Origin of the sequence: Candidatus Methylacidithermus pantelleriae, from assembly GCF_905250085.1 — a bacterium.
Classification (GTDB): Bacteria; Verrucomicrobiota; Verrucomicrobiia; order Methylacidiphilales; family Methylacidiphilaceae; genus Methylacidithermus; species Methylacidithermus pantelleriae.
The window spans coordinates 1-21,781 of record NZ_CAJNOB010000007.1 but is presented as its reverse complement, the minus strand read 5'-3'; the positions used below and the strand labels follow the sequence as shown (position 1 = coordinate 21,781).

Annotated in this window: 22 protein-coding genes; 8 read left to right on the top strand and 14 right to left on the bottom strand. The window is 55.5% G+C overall.

The features are described 5' to 3' along the window. The first annotated feature begins 771 nt into the window (after positions 1-771). Positions 772-2,496: a 4-alpha-glucanotransferase gene (locus tag KK925_RS03200; RefSeq protein ID WP_174582955.1), complete on the top strand. Its 1,725-nt coding sequence runs from the start codon at positions 772-774 to the stop codon at positions 2,494-2,496. Positions 2,497-2,660: 164 nt separating this feature from the next. On the opposite strand, the gene KK925_RS03195 is transcribed toward KK925_RS03200, so the two are convergent. The 4 genes from KK925_RS03195 to KK925_RS03180 are packed head-to-tail and all read right to left on the bottom strand — an operon-like array spanning position 2,661 to position 7,279. Further along, a complete protein-coding gene (locus KK925_RS03195) occupies positions 2,661-3,665 on the bottom strand; it encodes an OmpA family protein (protein ID WP_174582954.1) in 1,005 nt (334 codons plus the stop codon). Between the two features lie 30 nt (positions 3,666-3,695). Further along, positions 3,696-6,071 (bottom strand): tetratricopeptide repeat protein, encoded by a 2,376-nt coding sequence (locus KK925_RS03190; protein WP_174582953.1) that lies wholly within the window; start codon positions 6,069-6,071, stop codon positions 3,696-3,698. 47 nt (positions 6,072-6,118) lie between these two features. After that, the gene (locus tag KK925_RS03185) at positions 6,119-6,550 is read right to left on the bottom strand and encodes an ExbD/TolR family protein (protein ID WP_174582952.1); all 432 of its coding nucleotides are present in this window, start codon (positions 6,548-6,550) and stop codon (positions 6,119-6,121) included. An 18-nt stretch (positions 6,551-6,568) separates the two neighbouring features. Continuing rightward, positions 6,569-7,279 (bottom strand): MotA/TolQ/ExbB proton channel family protein, encoded by a 711-nt coding sequence (locus KK925_RS03180; protein ID WP_174582951.1) that lies wholly within the window; start codon positions 7,277-7,279, stop codon positions 6,569-6,571. 190 nt (positions 7,280-7,469) lie between these two features. Between KK925_RS03180 and KK925_RS03175 the strand changes: the two genes are divergently transcribed. Beyond that, positions 7,470-8,045, top strand: a complete 576-nt coding sequence (locus tag KK925_RS03175; protein ID WP_174582950.1) for a nucleoside monophosphate kinase — start codon at positions 7,470-7,472, stop codon at positions 8,043-8,045. On the opposite strand, the gene recA is transcribed toward KK925_RS03175, so the two are convergent. Genes recA through dnaG form a run of 3 tightly spaced genes read right to left on the bottom strand, consistent with a single transcriptional unit; the run spans position 8,029 to position 12,777 of the window. Continuing rightward, positions 8,029-9,117, bottom strand: a complete 1,089-nt coding sequence (gene recA, locus KK925_RS03170) for a recombinase RecA (RefSeq protein WP_174582949.1) — start codon at positions 9,115-9,117, stop codon at positions 8,029-8,031. The genes KK925_RS03175 and recA overlap by 17 nt on opposite strands. A gap of 18 nt (positions 9,118-9,135) precedes the next feature. After that, positions 9,136-10,956 carry an RNA polymerase sigma factor RpoD gene (gene rpoD / locus KK925_RS11345; protein ID WP_174582948.1) on the bottom strand — a complete coding sequence of 607 codons (1,821 nt, stop codon included), beginning with the start codon at positions 10,954-10,956 and terminating at the stop codon, positions 9,136-9,138. A gap of 45 nt (positions 10,957-11,001) precedes the next feature. Beyond that, on the bottom strand, positions 11,002-12,777 hold the full coding sequence (gene dnaG / locus KK925_RS03160) for a DNA primase (RefSeq protein WP_174582947.1): 1,776 nt from the start codon (positions 12,775-12,777) through the stop codon (positions 11,002-11,004). Here dnaG and KK925_RS03155 point away from each other — a divergent pair. The 3 genes from KK925_RS03155 to KK925_RS03145 are packed head-to-tail and all read left to right on the top strand — an operon-like array spanning position 12,749 to position 15,564. Then, on the top strand, positions 12,749-13,930 hold the full coding sequence (locus KK925_RS03155) for a DUF362 domain-containing protein (protein ID WP_214096247.1): 1,182 nt from the start codon (positions 12,749-12,751) through the stop codon (positions 13,928-13,930). The genes dnaG and KK925_RS03155 overlap by 29 nt on opposite strands. Beyond that, a complete protein-coding gene (gene mazG / locus KK925_RS03150; RefSeq protein WP_174582945.1) occupies positions 13,927-14,736 on the top strand; it encodes a nucleoside triphosphate pyrophosphohydrolase in 810 nt (269 codons plus the stop codon). Before KK925_RS03155 ends, mazG begins: the two co-directional genes overlap by 4 nt. Before the next feature lie 27 nt (positions 14,737-14,763). Then, complete coding sequence (locus tag KK925_RS03145; protein WP_174582944.1) at positions 14,764-15,564, top strand: M14 family metallopeptidase; 801 nt, start codon at positions 14,764-14,766, stop codon at positions 15,562-15,564. A gap of 246 nt (positions 15,565-15,810) precedes the next feature. Here the strand turns inward: KK925_RS03145 and KK925_RS03140 are convergent, their stop codons facing one another. The 6 genes from KK925_RS03140 to KK925_RS03120 all read right to left on the bottom strand — a co-directional run bounded on the left by KK925_RS03140 (position 15,811) and on the right by KK925_RS03120 (position 19,240). Beyond that, on the bottom strand, positions 15,811-16,245 hold the full coding sequence (locus KK925_RS03140) for a hypothetical protein (RefSeq protein ID WP_174582943.1): 435 nt from the start codon (positions 16,243-16,245) through the stop codon (positions 15,811-15,813). A 78-nt stretch (positions 16,246-16,323) separates the two neighbouring features. Continuing rightward, the gene (locus tag KK925_RS11235; RefSeq protein WP_268905622.1) at positions 16,324-16,449 is read right to left on the bottom strand and encodes a hypothetical protein; all 126 of its coding nucleotides are present in this window, start codon (positions 16,447-16,449) and stop codon (positions 16,324-16,326) included. Positions 16,450-16,555: 106 nt separating this feature from the next. After that, positions 16,556-16,840: a hypothetical protein gene (locus KK925_RS03135; RefSeq protein WP_174582942.1), complete on the bottom strand. Its 285-nt coding sequence runs from the start codon at positions 16,838-16,840 to the stop codon at positions 16,556-16,558. 361 nt (positions 16,841-17,201) lie between these two features. After that, positions 17,202-17,438, bottom strand: coding sequence for a hypothetical protein (locus KK925_RS03130; protein ID WP_174582941.1), 237 nt, complete (start codon positions 17,436-17,438; stop codon positions 17,202-17,204). Between the two features lie 588 nt (positions 17,439-18,026). Further along, positions 18,027-18,749 (bottom strand): lysophospholipid acyltransferase family protein, encoded by a 723-nt coding sequence (locus KK925_RS03125; protein ID WP_174582940.1) that lies wholly within the window; start codon positions 18,747-18,749, stop codon positions 18,027-18,029. Positions 18,750-18,778: 29 nt separating this feature from the next. Further along, positions 18,779-19,240 (bottom strand): bactofilin family protein, encoded by a 462-nt coding sequence (locus KK925_RS03120; RefSeq protein WP_174582939.1) that lies wholly within the window; start codon positions 19,238-19,240, stop codon positions 18,779-18,781. A gap of 291 nt (positions 19,241-19,531) precedes the next feature. On the opposite strand from KK925_RS03120, the gene KK925_RS03115 reads away from it, so the two are divergent. The 3 genes from KK925_RS03115 (at position 19,532) to KK925_RS11395 (ending at position 21,090) form a co-directional block, all read left to right on the top strand. Continuing rightward, the gene (locus KK925_RS03115; protein WP_174582938.1) at positions 19,532-19,852 is read left to right on the top strand and encodes a hypothetical protein; all 321 of its coding nucleotides are present in this window, start codon (positions 19,532-19,534) and stop codon (positions 19,850-19,852) included. Positions 19,853-20,117: 265 nt separating this feature from the next. Then, entirely contained in the window at positions 20,118-20,978 is an 861-nt protein-coding gene (locus KK925_RS03110; protein WP_268905621.1) for an FAD-dependent oxidoreductase, read from the top strand. Next, positions 20,878-21,090, top strand: a complete 213-nt coding sequence (locus KK925_RS11395) for an FAD-dependent monooxygenase (protein ID WP_407929032.1) — start codon at positions 20,878-20,880, stop codon at positions 21,088-21,090. Before KK925_RS03110 ends, KK925_RS11395 begins: the two co-directional genes overlap by 101 nt. 349 nt (positions 21,091-21,439) lie before the next feature. On the opposite strand, the gene KK925_RS03100 is transcribed toward KK925_RS11395, so the two are convergent. After that, positions 21,440-21,781, bottom strand: a 342-nt coding sequence (locus KK925_RS03100) for an aminotransferase class III-fold pyridoxal phosphate-dependent enzyme (RefSeq protein ID WP_214096246.1), incomplete at its 5' end; no start/stop codon positions are given.

The following is a 21,781-nucleotide window of genomic DNA, read 5'->3' as shown; positions in this document are numbered from 1 at the left end:
GGTTTTGCTGCCAGTAAGGAGCGAGCTTCTCTTGCTCAAGGGATAGGAACCAGCGAGAAACCTTCGAAGCTAGTACCCGAGGGGCTTGGGTGGGATCAAGGCACCACAAAATAGCTCATGCTGCGCCTGGTGCTGGGACGGTTTTTTGCCAAAAAACCTCGTTTGGAACTCCTCGCACCGCGACCTCAACTATCCCACAACCCGGGCATTGGGGAATGCCAAAAAACGGGTAACCGGCCAGCTTCCATGGCTCTTCCGTCCCGTCGCTAGCCCGAAAGCCACCACGAGACCAAGAGTATGCTTTCGCGAAGAAAAAAAAGGGCCCCTGATCGGGCAAAAGCCCTCCAATTCGTTCTTGCCGAAGCCTTGAGGATTATTGTGGTCCATGGCTGCCATAGATCACCAGGTGTTCGGCTACTTCGGCGCGTCTGGTTGCCTTTAGCCCGTACCGAGACCAGCGCATCCTTCCAGCCAGAAGGATTGACGGAGCCCCACAAGACAGCCGTTGGAGAGCTTTCTAGCATGCCGCCGTCGGATTACGTTGCCTGGCTCCCTAAAAAAGCGATCCTCTTTTGATGAATTTTGGACGGAGAATAGTTGGGAGATGTATGGTATGGGACCTGAAAAGCTTACCCAAGATGCTCCGGGCTTTTTTGGGTATGGATCGTGCTCGTCCCAGAATGATTCCTTGCAAATCCCTTCAAGGGAGAAAGCCTGGCGGCAAACTTGGGATTGTTCTTTCAGGTCTTTCGCTTTAGGGTCCCACTTCCAATGAGCTCCTTTTCAAGGAATCGTTCCTCGGGCTTAGCAATTCCTGCTTTCGCGCTTCGCCGGGCGCAAGATCTCGGGATCGGTGATACTTTGGCCGTTCGCGAAGCGATCGCATTTTGCCGCTCCCTTGGGATCGGTTACCTCCAGCTTTTACCCATCCAGGAAACTGGCGGTGATCACAGCCCGTACAATGCGGTGAGTTCCATCGCTTTAGATCCCGCGCTTTTGGCAACCGAACCGGGAGAGGTTCCGGAACTTTCCGCCGAGGCTTGGAAAGCTGCCAGGGCGCAGCTAGGCTCGGCCGTGGCTGCCTCCCAAATTGAATATCCGCGGGTAAAACAAACAAAATTATGGCTTTTGGAACAAGCTTTCGAAACTTTTCAGCGGAAAAAAGGATCCCTCACGGAGGCCTTCCAGGCGTTTTGCCAGCGGGAAGCCGATTGGCTTCCATCCTATTGTCTTTTCCGGGTGCTGATCGACGAACATCGGGGAGATCCGGTCTGGACTCGCTGGAACACGGAACTTCAGAACCCCGTCAGGGCTCGCCAGTGGCTCGAGCAACACCCAAGGAAGACCGAGCTTGAACGAAAGCTTTCGTTCTATGCTTTCGTCCAATGGGTTGCGTTCTGCCAGTGGGAAACCGTGCGGAAAAAGGCGGATGAAGAAGGGATTGCGCTCATTGGAGACATTCCCTACGGGGTCAATCGCTATTCCGCAGATACGTGGGGGCAACCCCATCTTTTTGACCTCTCCTGGTCTGGAGGATCGCCCCCAGAGCCCTATTTTCAGGAGGATCCCTTTGTGGCCCGATGGGGGCAAAATTGGGGACTCCCGCTCTACCGTTGGGAAGCTCACCAGAAAGAGGATTTTGCCTGGTGGGCTCGGAGAATTGCCCACACCACACGGATCTTTCATGGGTTTCGATTAGATCACGTGCTAGGGTTTTTTCGGATCTACGCGTTTCCCTGGGAACCCGAAAGAAACAGAGAATTTTTCCCTCTCTCACCTCAAGAGGTGGCCGAGCGTACAGGAGGACGCTTGCCCCGGTTTTTCCCACGGCCTGATGATCCCCCTTCGGAGGCAAATGCCAACGCGGTTGAAGGCGCAAGGTTACTTAAGAAAATCCTCGATCTATCGCAGGGCGCACTAGTGATTGCGGAAGACCTGGGCATGGTCCCCCCCTACGTGCGGCCCATTCTTACGGAGCTAGGCATTCCCGGTTTTACGATCCCCCGGTTCGAGCGCGAGCCCGACGGAACCTATCGCTCTCCCTCGACCTATCCTCCCCACAATGTGGTTACCTACGCAACGCATGACCATCCTCCCCTCGCTGTCTTGTACGAGAAACTTTGGGAATCCGCGCAAAAAGATCCTCGACCCGAAAAGCGGGCACACGCCTATCACGAACTGACGTGTCTTTTGAGATTCGCTGGGTGGGCGGCCACGGAGCTTCCTGCAAGGTTTCCGGATCAACTGCACATGAGGCTGATCGAGATCTTGCTTGCTTCACCTTGCTGGCTTGCCGTTTGGCTCGCGCCGGATCTTTTGGGAACCAAAGAATGGTTCAATCGCCCAGGTACCGAAGGAGGCCAAAACTGGCGTGATCGTCTTTCCTTGCCTTTGACCGACTACCTCGATCAGGAGCCTTGGAAGAGCAAGTTGCGAAAGGTAGCCGAGCTTCTCAGGGAACACAACCGAAACCACCCTGCCGCAATTTCCCTCTAGCAGGGTTGTGGGGCCTTGCCCCCGGGCTCCTTTTCTTTTGCCATGAGCCAAACCGCACACCAAAAAAGTCGTGCGTCCCGCGGCGCGTGGAGGTTTTGTCTCGAGAAACTTGTGACCGAAATTCGTCGCGCTCCTGCCGGAGACCCTGAGCCAGGACTTTTTGCCTAGTCTGTTAATGCATGAATCATGATGACAACCCGGCGATTCCTCTCTTGCTCCTCAATGGTGCCATAGGGATTTACGACGGGGTGACTCTTCCCGTAACCTCGCGTGTGGAACGTCACCCGATCCGGGGGAAAAAACTGAGCCAACCAGCGCCGGACCGACTCGGCCCTGGCTTCACTCAAGCGAAGGTTATAAAGGTCGTCTCCGAAGGTGTCTGTGTAGCCATCAATTTGCACATCGGCCCTCCGGTACCGGCGGAGAATCTCCACCACCTGCTGGAGATAGGGCTCGGCGCTTGCTCGAAGATTTGCCGAATCAAAGTCAAAAAGAATCTCATTGGGGAATTGGATCACTACCGGCCGGGAAAGGCTAGGGCTAAACGGGGGAATCCCAGCACGAAGACGCGATTGGATTTCTTCGATTCCAGGAATGGCACTTCCGGCAGCCTCCTTGCGCGTAGCATCAGAAAGGATTCCCTGTTCCGTCGCCCCCACAAGGTAGCTGGAACCGGAACTGGAAGGAAGAATGAGCTCCGGCCGCGATACCCCGGCCCGGGAGCTGTCATTGGCCAGTTGAGCGATTTCTGTATCCACTTTGGCAAGCTCGCTCTGCGCGTAAGGACTCACCGCTGTGGGAGGTGTAGGGGCAACCACTGCCAGCTCCGGCGCTTTCCCCGAAGCGGCCTCCGGAAGCGCAGTCTGCCAGGTCCGGCTGTCCAGAGGCTCTTGAGCATTGTTGGGACGCGGTAATTTGAATCGCGGGGTACTCATGGCCAGGGCAGAGACCGAAATCGGTTCCTTGGCACGGGGATCCCCTTGAAAGGAGGAAGCCGGAATCTCAACCCGTTTCAGTTCAAAGGCACGCAGTTTTTCTCTATGAATGGGGATGGCCCATCCTCGCAAAGATACGGAACGGAAAGTCCACAAAAGGAATCCGTGGACAAGGAATGAAAGCCCGAGGGCCGCAATAAAAAGTTTCCGGTCTTGCGCTGACTCAAGAATCATAACCTTACTCCCCTTGTTCGCTTGTTCGTTCTATGTACTCCCAGGAAAGCCCGGATACTTCTCCTTTAGTTTTTTCCGCCATAGTTCCGCCTGCCGCCAATCTCCGGCACGCGTAAAACATTCCGCCGCTTTCGCCATCGCTCGAGGTGTGAGCTCCGCATCGTCATACAAAAGACTCAACGCGCTAAACGCTTTCGCAGCATCCAAATACTTGTTTTGGGCTAGATACCATTCCCCAAGAAGCATTCGGGCTTTTGCGTTGTACTTTCCTTCTAACTCCCTGCGCATGACCTGCTCAATGAGCGAGTACGATGGGCCATATTGGCCCAAGCCGAGTTCCGCCTCCGCGATCCCTAAAAGAACGGTGCTAGCCTCCTTCGATTTGGGTTCCCTAGCCTGAAACTCCTGATAATGCTTGAGCGCCTCGGCCCATTTCTTTTGTTCGCGTTCGGCTTCGGCCAGTTCAAAATACCCCGAAGCAAGATAGGACCCAGGTTGGGGATGCTCAATGACTTTGCGCAAAAAAGCTTCGGCTCTGGCAGGATCTTTCTTCTCAAGCCATCGCACTCCCAGCCAGTAATACAGTCCGGCAGGGATCCGTGCGGCGTTTGGGTCCTCCCCCACCTTCTGGTCGTACTGCTCCACATATTGGGAAGCCTGGATTACATCTTGCTTTTCGTAGGCGATCCAAGCCAGCCGGTACGTAGCTGGAAGGTAAAAAGCCTGCGGGTTTAACTCCCGAGCCATCTCGAGCATCCTCGAAGCCGAGTCGTACTTCTTTAACTCGGTTAAGGCAACGCCCAGACTATATGCGGCAAAAGGACGAAAACGTGACTCTGGATACCGGGTAAGAAGCTCCTGCAACAAAGGAACGGCCTCTGCAGCGTGCTTGGCATCAGCATAAGCAAGCCCCAATTCCGCTAGCACATACTCTTCCAGAGGCCCTCCGGCGAGAGCCTTCTTGGCCTCCTCCAGAGCCCTTACGGCCTTGTCGGGTTCGCGAGCCCTCCGCAGTGCCATTCCTTGGGCCAACCGCGCTTGCGCGTAATAGGAGCCGTGCGGATCCGCTTGCGCCACCTTCTCGTACGCTTGAGCCGCTGCGCGCCAGCGATGCAGTTCAAAAGCGGCTCGGCCCAGACCCAGCTGCACGTGCGCCACAGGGATCCCGTCAGGATTTTGAGCCAGTTGTTCCCAAATGGGAATCGCCTCTCCCCATCGACCTTCCTTGGAGAGAAAACTTGCCTCAAGGTACTTGGCCCGCGGAGCCATGGCTCCTTCCGGGTAGTGTTCAAGAAACCGGTGCACCTCTTCCAGCGTTTGCGATGGATCGAGCTCTATACGGCAATAGGTTGCTTCGTAGGAAACTAGTTCCGCCAAGGCATGCCGAGGCCAGCGACGTAAAGTCTCCTCGAACACGCGAATTGCCTCTCGGTATTTCTGCAGCTCCAAGTAACTATGCCCTAGATCAAACCACAGAACCGGTTTCAAGCTCTCCAGCGTTTCAGATTGGAGCTCAGCAAATAATGCAACATACTTGTCAAAGGCTTTCTCGCCAAAAACGGCCTGGAGCAAACCCGCATTGGCCAGCCGGATCCATGGGCTTTTCGGGTACGACCGGCGAACTTGCTCGAAATGTTGGCGAGCCAACGACCACTGTCCTTGATTGAGGAGCGCCCATCCCGCTCGCGCTACCGCTTCGCTCTTTGTCTCAGACCGGGTTGCGTGCTCTTCCACCCAGCTCCAATAGCGATAGGCTTGGTCATAGCGATGCCTCTCTTCAAAGTACCCCGCCAGAGCCTGAGCTGCACCGATTGCCGTTCCCGAATCTGGACCCTCCACTAGCGCTTGCAAGTCCCGGAGGCCCTCGGTCTCTTGCCCAAGATGGATTCTGCAAAGGGCCTCGTAAATGCGAGCCACACCTTGCAAGGATGGAGGAGCGGTGCGGGAAAGATCCAAAAACCGCTTCTCTGCCTCTACCCACTTACCTTGGAGATAATACGTCTCCGCCTCCCGGTATCGGGCGTCTGCTGCGAGGGCCCCCTGGGGAAAACGTGCCAACAAGGCGCGATAGATTGCCTGTGCTTCAGGGTAACGAGAAAGCAACCGGTAGGATTCGGCAATGTAAAAGAGGGCAGCTTCCTGCTTGGACTCTTCTAAGCTAGAAAGCGCACTTCCCAGCGACCGGATGGCTTGCGCATACTTTCCCTGTTGAAAGTACGAAAGGCCCTCCTCAAACTCTGCCTGCGCCGGGTCCAAAACGCTCATCCCAGGGGGAAGTGCCCTCCTCACCATCTGGCTCCATCCCCACAGCGGTAAGAAAAACAAAAGCCAATAGAAGACCCTGGCTTTCACGACCCCAAACCCGGCAACCAGAGCTAAACTGGCGACCCGATACCCCGATCCCAACCCATCCTGCCTGCCGGCGAAAGAAAGAGAGCCGGGTCCGTCACCTTTTAGGGGGTTGAGGTCTTTTCTTCGGGTCGGGTGGTGGCAAAGGCAATGTTCCACACGTTGGCAGCTCGACACACATCTAGCACATTTACGATCACCTGATAGCTCGTATCAGAATCCGCCCGGATGATCACTGCCTGGTCCGGATATTGCTCCACCAAGCCCTTGAGAATTTCTTCCAATTCCTCCCGGGAAACCACACGCCGATTGAGGTTGACCTTGCCGTCCTTGCTCACATTGACAACGGCTTCCCCTGGTAAGCGATTGGGCTCTTGCCCATGTTTGGCCTTGGGAACCTTAATGGAAAGATCGGCTTCGTAGCGAGCCAGATTCCAGGTGAGAAGAAAGAAGGACAGAAGAAAAAGGATCACATCAATCATCGGCGCCAATTGAAAACCAATGGGTTCAAAAACCAGCCTTCGACGAAGATTCATGGCTCTGCTCGGCCCTTGCTATAGGGATGACAATTTTCCCTTTTCCCTCTTAACTGCCAGCACAAGCTCCTGTACCCGCAGGGTGGCGCGTTCCTCAAAAAGGCTGACCAGCCGCTGAACCTTTCCACGGAAATAGGAGTAAAATAACATGGCCGTAATCCCCACGATCAGTCCCACCGCGGTGGAAACAAGGGCTTGAGAGACTCCTCCCGCCAGTAGCATCGTCCGCATCGGGGAAGGTTCTGCAGCAATGGAGCCAAAAGAGCGAAGGATTCCGATCACGGTACCAAAAAGCCCAACCATGGGAGCGATGACCCCCAGATCCAATAGATACATCACCCGCTGGCCAAGCTCAGCAACGATTGCCGACCCTGTGGATTCGGCTACTGCACGAATCGCCTCCGGATCCGCCTCACCTTGCTTCCACACAAAATGAAGGACCGAACGCAATAGCCGCGCCAATGCCTGGGAGCGACCGCGTAGGTATCCGGCAAGCCCGGTCCAGTCTTCCTTCTCAATAAAAGCATCCACTTTTTTTTCTAACTCTGGAGTTGTAATCCGGCTGTCTCGTAACGAGACCAGATAATAAAAAACAAGCCCCACAACCGCAACGGAAACGCCAAGGAGGGGGATCATCACCCATCCGGCCGACTGCAAAAGCTCCCACACCGTGAAAACCTTTCCCAATTGCGGAAGCGTGGGTACGGTAGCTGCGGCAAAGAAGGTCATAGGCTTGCCTAAAGAAGCGGTTTGTTCCGTAAAGATGTATCCTTCCCTTTTTCCAAGGCTCTTTTTTTTCGGATCCTCCCAGCCCAATCAGCCAGGGACCCGAAAAAAAGACCACTCTTCCTTTTTTTCGAAGACTATGGGACGGCTCGCTTGCCAACGCAAGCCGCCTTTACTACTAATCGAAACGGCTGTGCGCTACCGATCCCTCCTTCTTTTGGGAGCCCCGGGATCTGGAAAGGGGACCCAAGGCAAGATCCTAGGAACGATCCCCGGGTTTTTTCACTGCGCCAGTGGTGAGATCTTTCGGTCCCTTGACCCCAAGTCTTCGGCAGGGCAACTTTTCTGGCATTATTCGACCCGGGGCGAGCTGGTACCGGACGCGCTCACCGTTCAAATCTGGCAAGAACACCTCCGCTCTATGATCGACCAAGGACGCTTCCGGCCGCAGGAGGATTACCTGGTGCTCGACGGCATACCCCGCAATGTAAACCAGGTTCACATGCTAGCCCCTTATGTCGAAATCCTCAGGGTGTTTCACTTAAGTTGCCCCAACCGAGCGATCCTTTTGGAACGTCTTCGCCAGCGAGCACGCAAGGAAGGCCGACCTGACGACGCAAAGGAAGAGGTGATTCTCCAGAGGCTAAAGACCTATGAGGAAGAAACGCGGCCGATCCTTTCGTGTTTTTCCGAGGACCTTGTCCTCCATGTGGACGCCACGCAGCTCCCATATCAGGTACTACGAGCGATCCTCAATGCTCTGCCTTAATCCCGGCGATTTTCGGTGCGGTTACCGGCCCGGAGGAGGCCTCGTGTTCCGCAAGCCGGGCCTTCGCGCGGGCCTCGAGCTGTTCGTAAAGCTCGCGGTTCTTTTTTAGCTCGGCAACCGCTTGATCTCGGCCTTGCCCCACCTGCCGACCTTCAAAGAAAACCCAGGAACCCTTACGCTCAAGAAGCCCCACTTCCAAAGCCCAGTCTACCAGTGCCCCCTCTCGAGAAATCCCTTCGTTGTACAGAATGTCAAACTCGCATTCCGTAAAAGGAGGGGCCACTTTATTTTTTACAATTTTGACCCGTGTCCGGTTTCCGATCACATTTCCATCGGGCGCTTTGAGTTGCGCCACTTTTCGGATATCGATGCGTACCGACGCGTAGAATTTCAACGCCCTCCCACCAGGAGTTGTTTCGGGATTGCCAAAGAGGACCCCAATTTTCTCTCGCAACTGGTTGGTAAAAATACACACGGTCTTCGCCCGACTGATGAGCGAGGTCAACTTTCGCAAGGCGCTACTCATAAGCCGTGCCTGCGCTCCGACCGTTGCATCACCGATTTGCCCCTCAAGCTCCACCCGGGGAACAAGCGCAGCTACGGAGTCGACGACCACCACATCTACCGCGTTGGATCGGATGAGGGTTTCAGCAATCATAAGCGCTTCTTCTCCCGAATCCGGCTGGGAAACCAAAAGCTCGTTCATGTTTACCCCAATACGGCGGGCGTAATTGGGATCCAGAGCATGCTCGACGTCAATGAGCACCCCAACACCCCCCATCCGCTGAGCCTGTGCCAAGACCGTCAGGGCCAGGGTGGTCTTACCGCTGGATTCAGGACCAAAAATCTCTACAATTCGACCCCGAGGGAACCCGCCCACTCCCAGCGCCTGGTCCAACACCAGACATCCGGTTGGGATCACCTCAATAGCCAGCTTGGCACGATCATCCCCCAGCCGGACGATGGAACCGTCCCCGTACTGCTTGGTAATAGCTTGAAGCGCCAGCTCCAGGTTTTTATCCCGGCTCTGGGCCCCTTTGACCAGCGTCTTCCCTTCTTCTTCCCTCGCCACGGCTTGTTCGAGCCTCACCTAGCTACAAAAGGCATGCTCTCCATCCAAAAACCCCTGGAGATGTCGTAACCGGGTCGGATGGCGCATTTTTCGCAAGGCTTTTGCTTCAATCTGCCGGATCCGCTCCCGGGTCACCTTAAACTGACGCCCTACCTCCTCCAGCGTGCGAGGATAACCATCGACAAGCCCGAATCGCTGTTCAATCACCGTTCTTTCCCGTTCGGTCAGCGTATGGAGGACATGACGAATCTTTTCTTTTAAGAGGAAATAGGCTGTCATCTCTGAAGGGTTCTCGGCGGATTTATCCTCGATAAAATCTCCAAACGTAGTGTCCTCGCTATCCCCTACCTGAGCCTGCAAGGAAATCGGATGCTGAGCCATGCGGAGAATCGCCCGTACCCGTTCCACCGGAAGCTGGGTTTCCTCGGCGATTTCCTCCGGAGAAGGTTCTCGACCGAGCTCCTGGATCAATTGCTTTTGAACACGCATGAGCTTGTTAATGGTCTCAATCATGTGCACCGGGATCCGAATCGTGCGGGCTTGATCCGCAATGCTCCGGGTAATCGCCTGGCGAATCCACCAGGTCGCATAGGTGGAAAATTTGTAGCCGCGGCGATACTCAAATTTCTCGACCGCTTTCATAAGCCCCATATTGCCCTCCTGGATCAGGTCCAAAAAGGACAAGCCCCGGTTGGTGTACTTTTTCGCAATGGAAATGACGAGCCTAAGATTGGCCTCCACCATCTCCGTCTTGGCTTTTAGCGCGCGGTCGAGCGCCTCTCGCAATTCCTTGTGATACTTCTTAAAATCCTCGACATTACACCAGGCTTCCTGCTCCATTTCCTTTATCCGAGACTCAATTTCCCCTAGTCGCTTATTCCTCTCTTCGCAGAGCGGCCCAGCCACAAGCTGCTTCTTTTCCTCTTCCAAACGCAACAGCTCTTCAAAACGAGCCGTGCTCACCGCGGCGAAATCCTCGATGACCTTCTGTTTAAAGTAAAACTTCGGGTAGAGCCTCTCCAGTTCTCCTCGTCTTTTCTCAAACTCCCTGCTCCATTTGATCTGGTTGCGACTCCCTGGCTTGAATTGGCAAACCTTGCGATACAGCTCGTTTAAGTCGAGCATAGCCTGTTCGACCTTTCGCGTCAGTCCTTTGAGGGACTTCATATACTGGTCACGGCTTTCAATCTTTTTGTCCTGGATCACTCGATCAAACCGTTCCCTTCCCTGTTCCAACTTGCTGGCAAGCTGAAGATACTCTTGGGCAATGAAACCAAACCGGTGAAGGCACGCTTGCATCGTCAGCTCTGCCTCTTCAATCCTTTTGGAAATTTCAACCTCTTGCTCCCGCGTTAACAGGGGAACCTGACCCATCTGCTTGAGGTACATCCGTACCGGATCATCCAGGATGTCCAGCTTTGTTTCCTTTTCCTCCTCCCGATCCAGGTCCATGCGGCCCGATCCCTTGAACCGATCTACCTCCGATGGGTCAATTACCTTGATCTCGAGGTTGTGCAAAAACGAAAGGATCTCTTCAATTTCCTCCGGCCCGTTTTTACCCTCTGGAAGAGCCTCATTCACATCGTCGGAGGTCAGGTAGCCCTGCTCCTTGGCCAAGCGAATTAAATGGCGAAGAATTTCCTGCTTTTCAGGGAGTCCATCACACAATTCGGAAAGTTTTCCCACCCCCCCCTTCTGTCGGGACAAAAAAGACGAGCTATGAGAGTCGAGGCCATTAGGGGAGAAGCTAGAGGGATCCAACTTGACGGGAGAGTAATCGGTTCCAGTTAAGGACTCAGAGGATCGTTCCATTTGGGTTCGACGATTGGTTCGCTTCATAGGGTCCTAAAGGGGTTCCAGGCCAAAGGAACAAGACACTCAAAGCTAGCAGTTGACCCTCCGAAGGTCAAGTAACTCCCTAGTCTTGGCCAGGATTTCCTCCGCCGTGCCCTGGCCGGCGCGAATTTCTTGTTCCAAGCGTTCAATCCGCTGTTGCCGCCACAACTCTTTGAGCTGATTGGCCAGCCCCCGAGCATAACTTTGGAGATCAAGCTCCGGATCGATCGGTTCAGGATCCAGCAAAAGCCCCGCAAGCCAACTTTGCAGCGGCCCCTTCGGAAGGCGATCCAAAAAATGAGGAGCCCCTTGCCAGTCTCCGGAAAGTTCCTCTGCAACGAGATCAGCAACCACCGATCCCCCAACAAAACTCTGGAGGATCTCCCGGGAAAGCTCCCGATCGATGATGCCAGCGTATTCTGGATGCGCAAGCAAAAGCGAGGCCAACGCTCGAATGGTCGGATGAACCGGCCCCAATCCGGAAATGTGGCCTTCGCCTAGTCCCTCGCGCTTGGGTTCGCGCGTCCCGCCAGCCTCTCCCACGCGACGTTCCAGCGAACGAAAGGAAACCCCTAGACGGGCTGCAGCTTCCCAAAGGGCCTTTTCGCGATACACGGGATCTGGAATGACCGCCAAAGCCTGGGCGATCTCCCCGCTGGCCTCCGCGCAACCCCCCGGGTCTGTGAGATCGAAACGGCGACACACCACATCCAATAGAAAGCGAATGTACGGAGCGGCTTGCGCAATTTTTTCCTCAAAGGCCGCACGCCCATAGCGACAGAGGAAACTATCCGGGTCCTCGCCCGGCGGTAAACAGAGGATTTCGACCTCTAAGCCACAGGACAGGAGAAGCTCAAACGTGCGGGCTGTCGCGCGCTCCCCTGCCGGATCCGCATCAAAGCAGACAACCACACGGCGGCAAAACCGGCGCAACAGGTTTGCCTGCTCTTGAGTGAAGGAAGTCCCTTGGACAGCTACCACCTGGGAAAGCCCGGCCTGGTGACATTGCACCCAGTCCATTGGCCCCTCGCACAAAAGAGCATAACCCGCTTGGGCGATCGCCCGCTTTGCCCGATCGAGCCCAAAAAGGATCTTGCCCTTCGAAAAAATCGGGCTTTCTGCCGAGTTGATGTATTTGGGCGTTTCTGGCTGGGCTTGCAAAATCCTTCCGGAAAACCCAACCGTTCTCCCCTGCTCATCTCGAATCGGAAAAATGACCCGGTTCCGAAACCGGTCGTAGGGACGACCGGAAGAGGACCGGATGGCTAGCCCCGCCTCGACCAAAAGATCGGGCTCCATTCCTTCTTGTTGCGCCCACCCGAGGGTTGCCTGCCAGCCATCAGGAGCAAATCCTAATCCCAGTTCCTCCCATATCTGGCGAGAGATCCCCCGGTCCGCGAGATACTTTCGCGCACTCTGGGCCCCGGGATCGTCCCGCAGGAGCCGCGCCCAAAATTCTCCGACGGCTTGGCACACGTGATAGAGTTTCTGCCGGCGTTGCCCGTCTTTTCCTGAGCCTCCCAGGGTCTGGGAAAGATCGATGCCTGCCCGCTCCGCCAAGCGCCGCAACGCGGTCAGAAAATCTACGTTTTCGTAAAGCATGATAAAATCGAAGACCGTTCCACCATGGCCGCTAGACCAACACTTGAAGACTTGCTTGACCGGATCCACAAAGAAGGAAGGATTTTTTTCTGCTGTAAACGGGCTTAAGCCCTTGTACTGGGAACCGGCGCGGCGTAACGCCACGTAGCCGCCGATCACTTCCACGATGTCATTGGCGGCTCGCACCTCTTCGATGATCTTTCTTAAGTCTTGCCGTGACATGAACCGCCACCGGTTTCTCAGAACCCTTTCTCAAAACCCACCCAGCTTCCGCAGGCTTGGCTTGGCCGCAGTGGCCCTTGGCCTTTTCTTTTTGGCCTGCCCTACCCAATATGGTCAAGCCACGGGTAAACCGGGCAGTGTGGTGGTCTACCTAGAAAACCCACGAGTCGCTTCACAATTCCAGGTCGACAGTGAGGCGGTGCGCACGCTCTTTCGTCAAGGACTTCTGCGTTTGTGCCACACCCAAAGCGTGGTCCAAGCATGGAGGGAGGCACTGGGCGTTCAACCTTCGGATACGGTCGGGATTAAGATTTCAACGACCGCGGGTCCCCTTATGGCAACCCGGTTGGCCTTGGTGCGTGCGATTGTCGATAGTCTGATCGAAAGCGGCCTTGCACCTTCCCAGATTATCGTTTGGGACAAGTTCGAGGACGATCTCAGAAACTCCGGATACTTGCCCGCCCCAACGGAACTTCGCTGCCGTGTAGCTTCGGTCATCCCCGAAACTGGGTTCGATCCCCATCGCTATTATGTGAACGAACTGTGGGGCAAACTAATCTGGGGAGATCTTTTATTTCGAGGAACTCGGCCGTCAGCTGGACAGTGGCGCTGGGAGCTTGAACATCCAGCTGAAGCATCGGGAGGTATTAGCTCCGAAGATCCCAGCACCAGTAATCGCTCGTTCTACGCCCGCCTGGCTACGCAGATTTGTACCAAAATTGTTCACGTCCCTGTGCTCGTGGATCATCCTTCGGTCGGCTTTTTGGGATGCCTTGCCGATCTAGCCTTAGGGATAGTAGATAATAGCCGCAGATTCCTTTCGGAGGGTATCTGGGGGGACCCCGCTATCCCAGAGATTCTTTCGCAAGACTTTGTCCGTACGCGAACCGTACTCCATGTGCTCGATTGCCTTATGATCCAGTATGGAGGAGGGCCTCGATGTGCCCCGCAATACACCTATCCACTCGGCGGCATCTATCTCTCCCGGGATCCCGTAGCCATTGACAGCACCGTGCGGGCCCGACTGGAGACCTGGCGAAGGGAAGCCAAATTGCCACCGCTTGGGCCAAGGACCCGTTACATTGAAACGGCGGCCCGGTATGGCTTAGGGATTGCCGATCCTTCGAAAATCGAATTAATTGCCCTTCCATGAACACCCTACCTCAAGATCCCATCCAACGCCTCGAAGAGTTGTTGCGCATCCTCCGAGGACCGAAAGGATGCCCTTGGGACCGGGAACAAACTCACCAAAGCCTGAAAGGACAGCTTTTGGAGGAATGCTACGAGACCGTCGAGGCAATCGATAGTGGCCAAGCCGAGGCCCTAAAGGAAGAGCTTGGGGATCTTTTGCTTCACATCGCCTTCCATGCCCAGCTGGCCCACGAAGCAAACCAATTCGATCTCAAAGAGATTGCCGAAGAAGCGTGCCAGAAAATTCTTCGACGACATCCCCACGTTTTTGGAGACCAGCCCGAGCCATTGTCCAGCCAGGGAGTGGTAGAACGCTGGAACCAAATCAAAAAGGCGGAAAAAAAGGACCGGAGCAGTGAACTGGATGGGATTCCCAAACCCCTCCCTTCGCTTCTGCGAGCCGAGAAACTAGCCAAGCGAGCTCGCGGAGCGGGTCTTTCTTTTCCCGAACCTTCTTGGCTCGTTAACCGGGTGCGGGAGTTGGTACAAAAACTCCAAGCCATGAGCGACGAGGATGGCTGCACCGCAGAAACAGTTCTGGGGGAGCTTCTGTGGACCGTGGTTTGTCTCGCCCTTTGCCACAAGCTCAGTGCCGAGGAACTTCTTCGTAAAAGCCTTCATGATTTTGAAGCCCGCTTTCGCCACAAGGAAAATAGCTTGAGAAAAGAAAAGAAAACGTGGCAGGAGCTTCCTCATGAGGAGGCTTACGCCACCTGGTTCGATGTCGAAGCGAATACCCACCCTAAGGACAACCGGCCCCTCCCGTAAAAACGGGAAGGGGAACACGAACCCACCATGAAGCTGCAGGATCTTTGCTTGCTCCACGATCCCGAAGCGGTTTCCCAAAGGGCCGGCCGCGCCGCCAGAGCGCTGGGTTGGAAAAGGAAACTCCTGCACCGAATCGGAAAAGATGGCGTAGAATGTTTTCTCAGCGGCTCTAACGAAAGAACCCGACCCAACGTGCTTCTTTCTGCTGGCATCCACGGCGATGAGCCCGCCGGTGTGGAAGCTGTCCTCCAGTGGATGGAAACCCCTCCACAATGGGTTGAGTCATTCTGTTTTACCGTCCTCCCCTGTTTAAACCCATGGGGCCTGCGGAACAATTCGCGCTATAACGAAGAGGGGATCGATTTGAACCGATCGTTTTTACGCGACGATGTTCCCTTAGTAGAAACACTCCGACAGGTTTATCAAGCTCGAGGACCCTTTGATCTTGCTCTTTTGCTCCACGAGGATTACGACGCCTGCGGGATTTACCTCTATGAAACGCCAGCGACTGTCTCCTCCTGGGGACATCGGTTGATACAAAACGCCCAAATCCATTGTCCAATCGATAGCCGCACCCGCATCGAGGGTCGCCCTCACGATACCGGGGTTCTTCGGCGCCCCCTGCGTTGGAAACGGTTCCTAAAAATCGGGATGCCGGAGGCTGTCTATCTTTACCGCGCGGGCTGCCCTCGGATTTACACCATGGAGACCCCATCCGAGTGGGACATCCGTTGCCGGGTCAAGGCGCACCTTGCTTTTGTGGAAACTGCTCTTTCTCTTTTGGAAGAGGAACGGAAAAAGAAATCTCCCCAAGCCTCAGCGGCGTAAACTCGAAACTTTCCTCTCCCTTAAGGATCCGTTCGGTCAAACCAGAGAGAACTCTTCCACTCCCAAGAAAAGGGAGTTTCTAGTGCCGCTCGAATCGTCCTAGCGAGAGTTTGCGTGGCGCTGGCTCGCCGCTCATGACCCAGGTGTTAGCCAATACCCGCGCTATTAAAGGCAAAGATGCCGGTAACCAACCGTTCCTAAAGCCATAAACCACGATTCCCCTACCAGGAGAGATCGTCCGGGACACTAGCCGAAGAGCGCTGACGACGATTTGCGCGCTGGGGTTTCACCGACAACCCCTAGGTAAGCGCCCAGTCGCGCCTTTTCGCGCGACAGAGGCGCGGGAAAGCCCTCCATTGCCTCCCGAGCGGGCATGCGCCGCATGCGCCGCTTTGACTCTCTTCCAAACCCCCACCAGAGAAACGACCATACACGCTTGGTCCGAAACCTCTCGGGTAGGCCAGCGTGACATGACCGCCATTGCCAGTAGGCAGGACTGCCTCCTGCACCGACCGGCGGTCGGAGAGACCCAACCCCCTCCGAGCAATGGTACAAGGCCGCGCCCTGGTAAAAAACTTCTGCCCTCACCGCGCGCGTCGTTGACCGCCTCTGCCACAAACATGCGGGTCGGATCGGCTTCCATACCCTCGACTTCGGCAGCAAAAAAGCCGACTTCACCATCGCAATCGCCTTGGCCCTAGACGAAGAGAGAGCGAACCAAGCCCGAACGGGATCCACTAACTCCAACTCGAGTTTCCTCTAGCGAAGATCCCATCGTTCGATCACAAGCACCTTGCCCGATTCGGCGGAGGACCGAGCGATCCCTTCGCACGCATCACTAAAAAGCGCTTTGGCCTCTTCCTCGCTTTTGCCACGGAGATTCAATCGGGATCCCGCGGATCTTCAAGCGATTGCCAAAGCAGTCCGTTTCCCGCAGAGCGGGATGATTTTCGTTCATGTCGATCCCGACGGGCTCCGGCACGGCGGCGTCTTACCAGGGAAACGGATCCGCGCCTTGACGCTTGCCAATACCGGCCACCCCTTCCGGTCCCACACGAAACGGTAGCTTAAACGCAAAATCCCTCTCGGTTCCGGACGAGTTTGCCAGCCTCCCAATCCGTTCGGTACCTGCAAGCGCAGCTGATAGGCTCCCGTCTGTCGATAGCGTGGGTAAAAAGGAGGAGTCCCGGCAGTCTTGTCTTTCGACCCGAGCGACATCGAACTGGCTCTTCCGCCCACCTGCCAAATCTCCTTCCAGTCCAAACGGTTGCCGCACCCGTCATCTTCCAAGGAAAAGTTTTTACGGGGAAGAGCCGGCGCGCATCAAAAAAGAGACCCACCGGCCCGAACCCCTGATCGGCCAGGCGCTGGTACCGCCTGGTTCGCAGGATGGTTCAGCCGCTCCTTTTTTCCTGCAAAACGTTTGATCCTGGCTTCTTTTCCTTGAGCTTGCGGATCACCGTTTCCGCTCCTCCGCATCCGGCTCGTTAACTTCCCCAATGGTCTCGGACCGCTTTTCGCGACTCGAAGCGATCTTTCCTTCGAGCTCGGATCCGGAGCGCATGGAACTCTCCGGCGGCCAAGCCAAACCGCAAGAAAAATCGCTTTAGCTTGCTGAGCGAAACACCAGCATGCATCTAAGAGAAAAAACTCCGCTCCACCTGACCATAGAGCGTCACATAGGTGGCAAGCAACGTCCCCCTTGTTCGATCGTCACCGGCAACCGCGTCTAGTAAGGGAAAATAAAGAGCTTTCTCATGCGCTCGCTTCGGGCGCGTTGTTGGCACCCTTCTGCGCGGATTTTCTTCTCGCAAAGCCTGGCACACAATGGAACGATCTCTTCGTGTAGCTCGCGCATATGTACCGTCGGTCATCTCATTCGGATCCACCAGCAGGATGGATCAACTCTAGCCAGCCAATGCTGTTTTCAGGTACTCAAAGCCAAAAGCGGATCAGCCGGTCGCGCTCCTCGACCAGGATGACGCTAGCCTTCGGATCACGTAGCTGCCCAATTGAGCCTTCTACGATGGCCGTTTATCCCGGAGCCCATTTCCCTGACGGCCTTGACGATCCGCAACGGTTGCTTCGAGAGCCAACCCGGAGAACCCAATCCAATTGTCTTCGTCCATCCGCTGTTTGATCGACGCTTGCACACCCGTGCGTAGCGCACCGCTCCATCGGGTGATGCCGCCTCCGCATGCACGATTACCGTCCCGCTCCGCAACTATTCTGCGGGGAAAGACAAACACCCCTCCTTCCGCATCTGCCAAGCCCCCTTGTTCCAAACACGCTCCCGCTTGGCCCACATACCCAACTTCATTCGGAGATGATACGACGAACAGCCTTATGGGTTCCTATACTGTTTTATACTGTTTAGCTTTTGGTAACCCTCGCGAACCCCCACCCGAAAACCTTCAGGGCTCAAACACGTGAAAAACAAAAGCTCCAGCCGCCGTCAACCCTTAGCACACCTCAGCCCAACGCTCCTGGGCCGAGCGCGGGTATTCTCTTTCTTCGATCCGGTAACGACGACCCAGTTCGCGAAAGAGAGACTTGATGGCCAATTGGAGCTTCCAGGTGGCCTTCTGGCGGTCCTCCCTCTTACCCACATAGAAGGGTTCCCCATAAGCCACAAACACCCGGCACCGTTTCAACCAAGCCGTCGGCTCGTAGAGCTGATCGGACCCCACCACCGCAGCAGGAAGGATCGGAACGGCGGCTAGTTGAGCCAGCGCTACGGGGCTGTCGGGTAGTTTAGCATCAAAAAGGATAGACTGGCACCCATGACGGATCCCTTTTTCCGGAAAAATTCCTACCATTCGCCCGGCCCGTAACCGTTCTAACGCCGTTCGAACCGCCTGCCGGTCCATCCTCTGCCGGTCCACTGGGAAACAGTAAACTGACCGCAATATCCAACGCAGGATGGGTACACGAAAAAACTCTTCTGTGGCCATGTAATCCACAGGCCTGGAACACAGAGCACCCAAAAGAATGGGATCAAAGTGACTAATGTGGTTGGAAACTAAAAGACAACCCCCCCGTTCCGGGATATGCTCCAGTCCCTCCCAATGGATGTCAGCGCCGAGTTGGAGAAGGCAACCGCTCGCAATGGCTGCTGCCCGGTACCATATGGGTTGGAGTGCTGAGATAAGCGACACTTTTTGGGTGGGCCCATCCTCCCCCATCTCCCCTCCTCCCAGAAACCCAGCAAACGTTAGCTAACCTTTCGATCCGAACGCAAAAGCGAAAACATCTGACTAAAATCTGGCTTGGGAATTTCAGCACCCACAAGGCTTTCTGCTTTCCCCACAAAGACAGCACCCTCGTCAATAAGCAAGCGTGCTGCCTTCACGTCCCCGTACATCTGGGCCTTTCCCCGGAGATCCACTTTGTTTTGAGCCACCACATTGCCTTGAAGCTTTCCGAAGATGGTCACATCCCGGACGCGGATCTCAGCTTTAACCATCGCCTCTTCCCCGATGGTAAGCGTTCCTTCCTCGGACACAATCGTGCCTTCCAAGCACCCGTTCAAGTGAAGCTCACCCCGAAAACCCAAAACCCCTTTGAATTCTGCCCCAGGATTGAGTACGGTCACCTCTGGAAGCTCTCCCCGGGGCGGTTCCGGTGGGACTGAAGGGGTTGCAGGGGCGGCCATCCACTCCGTCTTTCTTTTCATTCCTCCAAGCATTGGAGCCACAGTGTGAGGAAGTGGTTGCACTTCTGTCAAGAGAAAGCTTAACGGAAAGCTCGCCGTCGTCTTTGAGAAATTCCAGAACAGAGGCAATGGCTGGGAGGGCCCTCGCCCAAGATCTCATTCACGCCCAAGGTAAAAAAAACAGGAGCTTCTATTGCAAAAAATTCGTCAGTAGTGCTGGGGAAAAAATAGCGGCCCACCGGCGGCACGGGTCTTTCTTGACGAGGTACAAGAGAAGCTTTTCAAGTTAGGCCTTCTAAGACAAAAAAGCTTATGGTTCACCATATCTGTCTTGTCCGTTTTCTTGAGCCAGTTTCCAACGAGGTGCTGGAGAACCTCATGGTCGAGACCCGGATCCGGCTTCTTAAGATTCCGGAAGTGCTCAATTTGCGTGTAGGAAAACGGATCGACAGTCTCCGCAATCCGTACGGCTTTTTTTATTCTTTTGACACGGACGATATGCAGAAGCTTTCCGTGATTCGCGAAAGTGCCATCTACGTTCAATTCGAGCGCCAGGTACTGGAAACCCACCGCCATGAGGCATTGGAGCTAGACTTCGAGATGGAGCCGGGAAAGGACGTCCGCTATTCCTAGAGGCCGCAGCAAAAGACGGATGCAGCTAGGAAGATCGGATCAGCGTGCAGGGTTGATGGTGTTTTTCCAACACACCCAGGAGTGAAGGTAAAGTTGGGAATCGTCATCGCTTTTGCAATGGCGACCAACAGGAACACCTGCTGCTGGCAGCCGATCGACCCAAAAGCCCTGTAATCGAAGGGTTTCGGTGTCAACCAGTATCTCGGGTTTCTCTCATCGGACCCTCTTTTACCGCGCATGATGGCGGTGCTACATTCACACCTCGGTGGAATCCCGCTGCTGCATCGTCGGTGGCGGGCCAGCCGGGATAATGCTCGGCTTCCTGCTAGCACGCATGGGTATCAAGACCGTTGTGTTGGAGAGGCACGGCGATTTTCTCCGCGACTTCTGTGGCGACACGAGCCACCCGTCTACGCTTCAAATCATGTACGAGCTCGGCCTGCTTGAAACGTTTCTAGCGCTTCCTCACAGCGAAGCCAGCCGAGTCGACATTGAGATGGGTGTAGAAACGATCACCATCGCCGATCTCACGCGCCTGCCGACGCGCTGCCCGTTCGTTGCCTTCATGCCACAATGGAAATTCCTGAACTTCCTTGCCGAGCACGGGAAGCGTTTCCCTACCTTCCACGTGCGGATGCAGGCGAAGGGCATTGAGGTGCTCAAAGACGATGGGCGCGTTGTCGGCGTGAGGACAAAGACGCCCTGCGGAACGGAAGAGATACATGCCCCCCTCGTCATCGGCGCCGACGGTCGGCACTCCACCATCCGAGCCCAGGCCGGTCTAAAAGTGCGCGATCTTGGTGCTCCCATTGACGTGTTCTGGTTGCGCCTCTCCCGCCGTACCGATGAGCCGCATGCACTGCTTGGCCATTTCGCACCCCGCCACATCCTGGTGATGCTCGGTCGCGACGATCACTGGCAGTGCGCCTACGTCATCGAGAAGGGAAAGTCAGACCAAATCAGGAAGCGAGGCCTCCCTGCATTCCGCCAAGACCTGGTGGAGATCGTTCCGAGCCTCGCCGATCGTGTGCACGAGCTCAAACGACTGGGACAAGATCAAGCTGTTGACCGTTGTCGTCGACCGGCTCGAGAAATGGTTCCAAAGTGGAGTGCTCTGCATCGGTGACGCAGCGCATGCGATGTCGCCGATCGGTGGGGTCGGCATCAACCTTGCGATCCAGGACGCGGTGGCGACAGCCAATCCCGTTGGCCCGTGCCTTCTCCACGGGGACGTCTGAGAGCCTCATCCCGCCGCCGTGCAGCATCGAGGCAAATGGCCTACCCAAACCCTAGTGTTGTCCCCAGCCGCCTTGTGCCCATGGTGAGTCCACAGCCTGCGTTCCAACCCGACCACCGACCTCTGGTCGCCAACTTTTGGACAAACCGGTGCGATGGGCCTGTCTCGCCCAAGCCACACCCCCCACCTCTCCACTTCCGCTAGGAAAGCGGCACACCATGTCCTCTTGCCGTAACGCTCAGATCCCGCCACCGGAAACCTTAATCTCGTCCAGCGTGCCGGCGTAACGCTTATAGAACAACCGATGGATCATCCCAAGCTCAGACCCTCCAGACCTTTTCCAAAGATTCCTAGGCCATGGATCCGAGCACCCGCTCAAGCTCCTCAAGGGCCCATTGCAATTCTTTCCTCCGGATCGTTAGGGGAGGACAAAAGGAAAGGCTAGAGCCCTTGACCCCGCTAGGAACTAACACAAGCCCCCGTTCCAAAAGCCTTTTTGCTATTTGGATAGCTTTTTGGGGATCGGCACGACCGTTATTGTCCACCACATCCACACCCGCCAGGAGGCCCAATCCCCGCGGCGCGCGAAGGATCGAAAAGCGCGAGGCTAACCCCACCAGTCTCTCCAAAAGGAGTCTCCCCTTTTCTGGCACACCCAATCGGGGTCCTTCTCTTTCAAGCCCTTCCAAAGC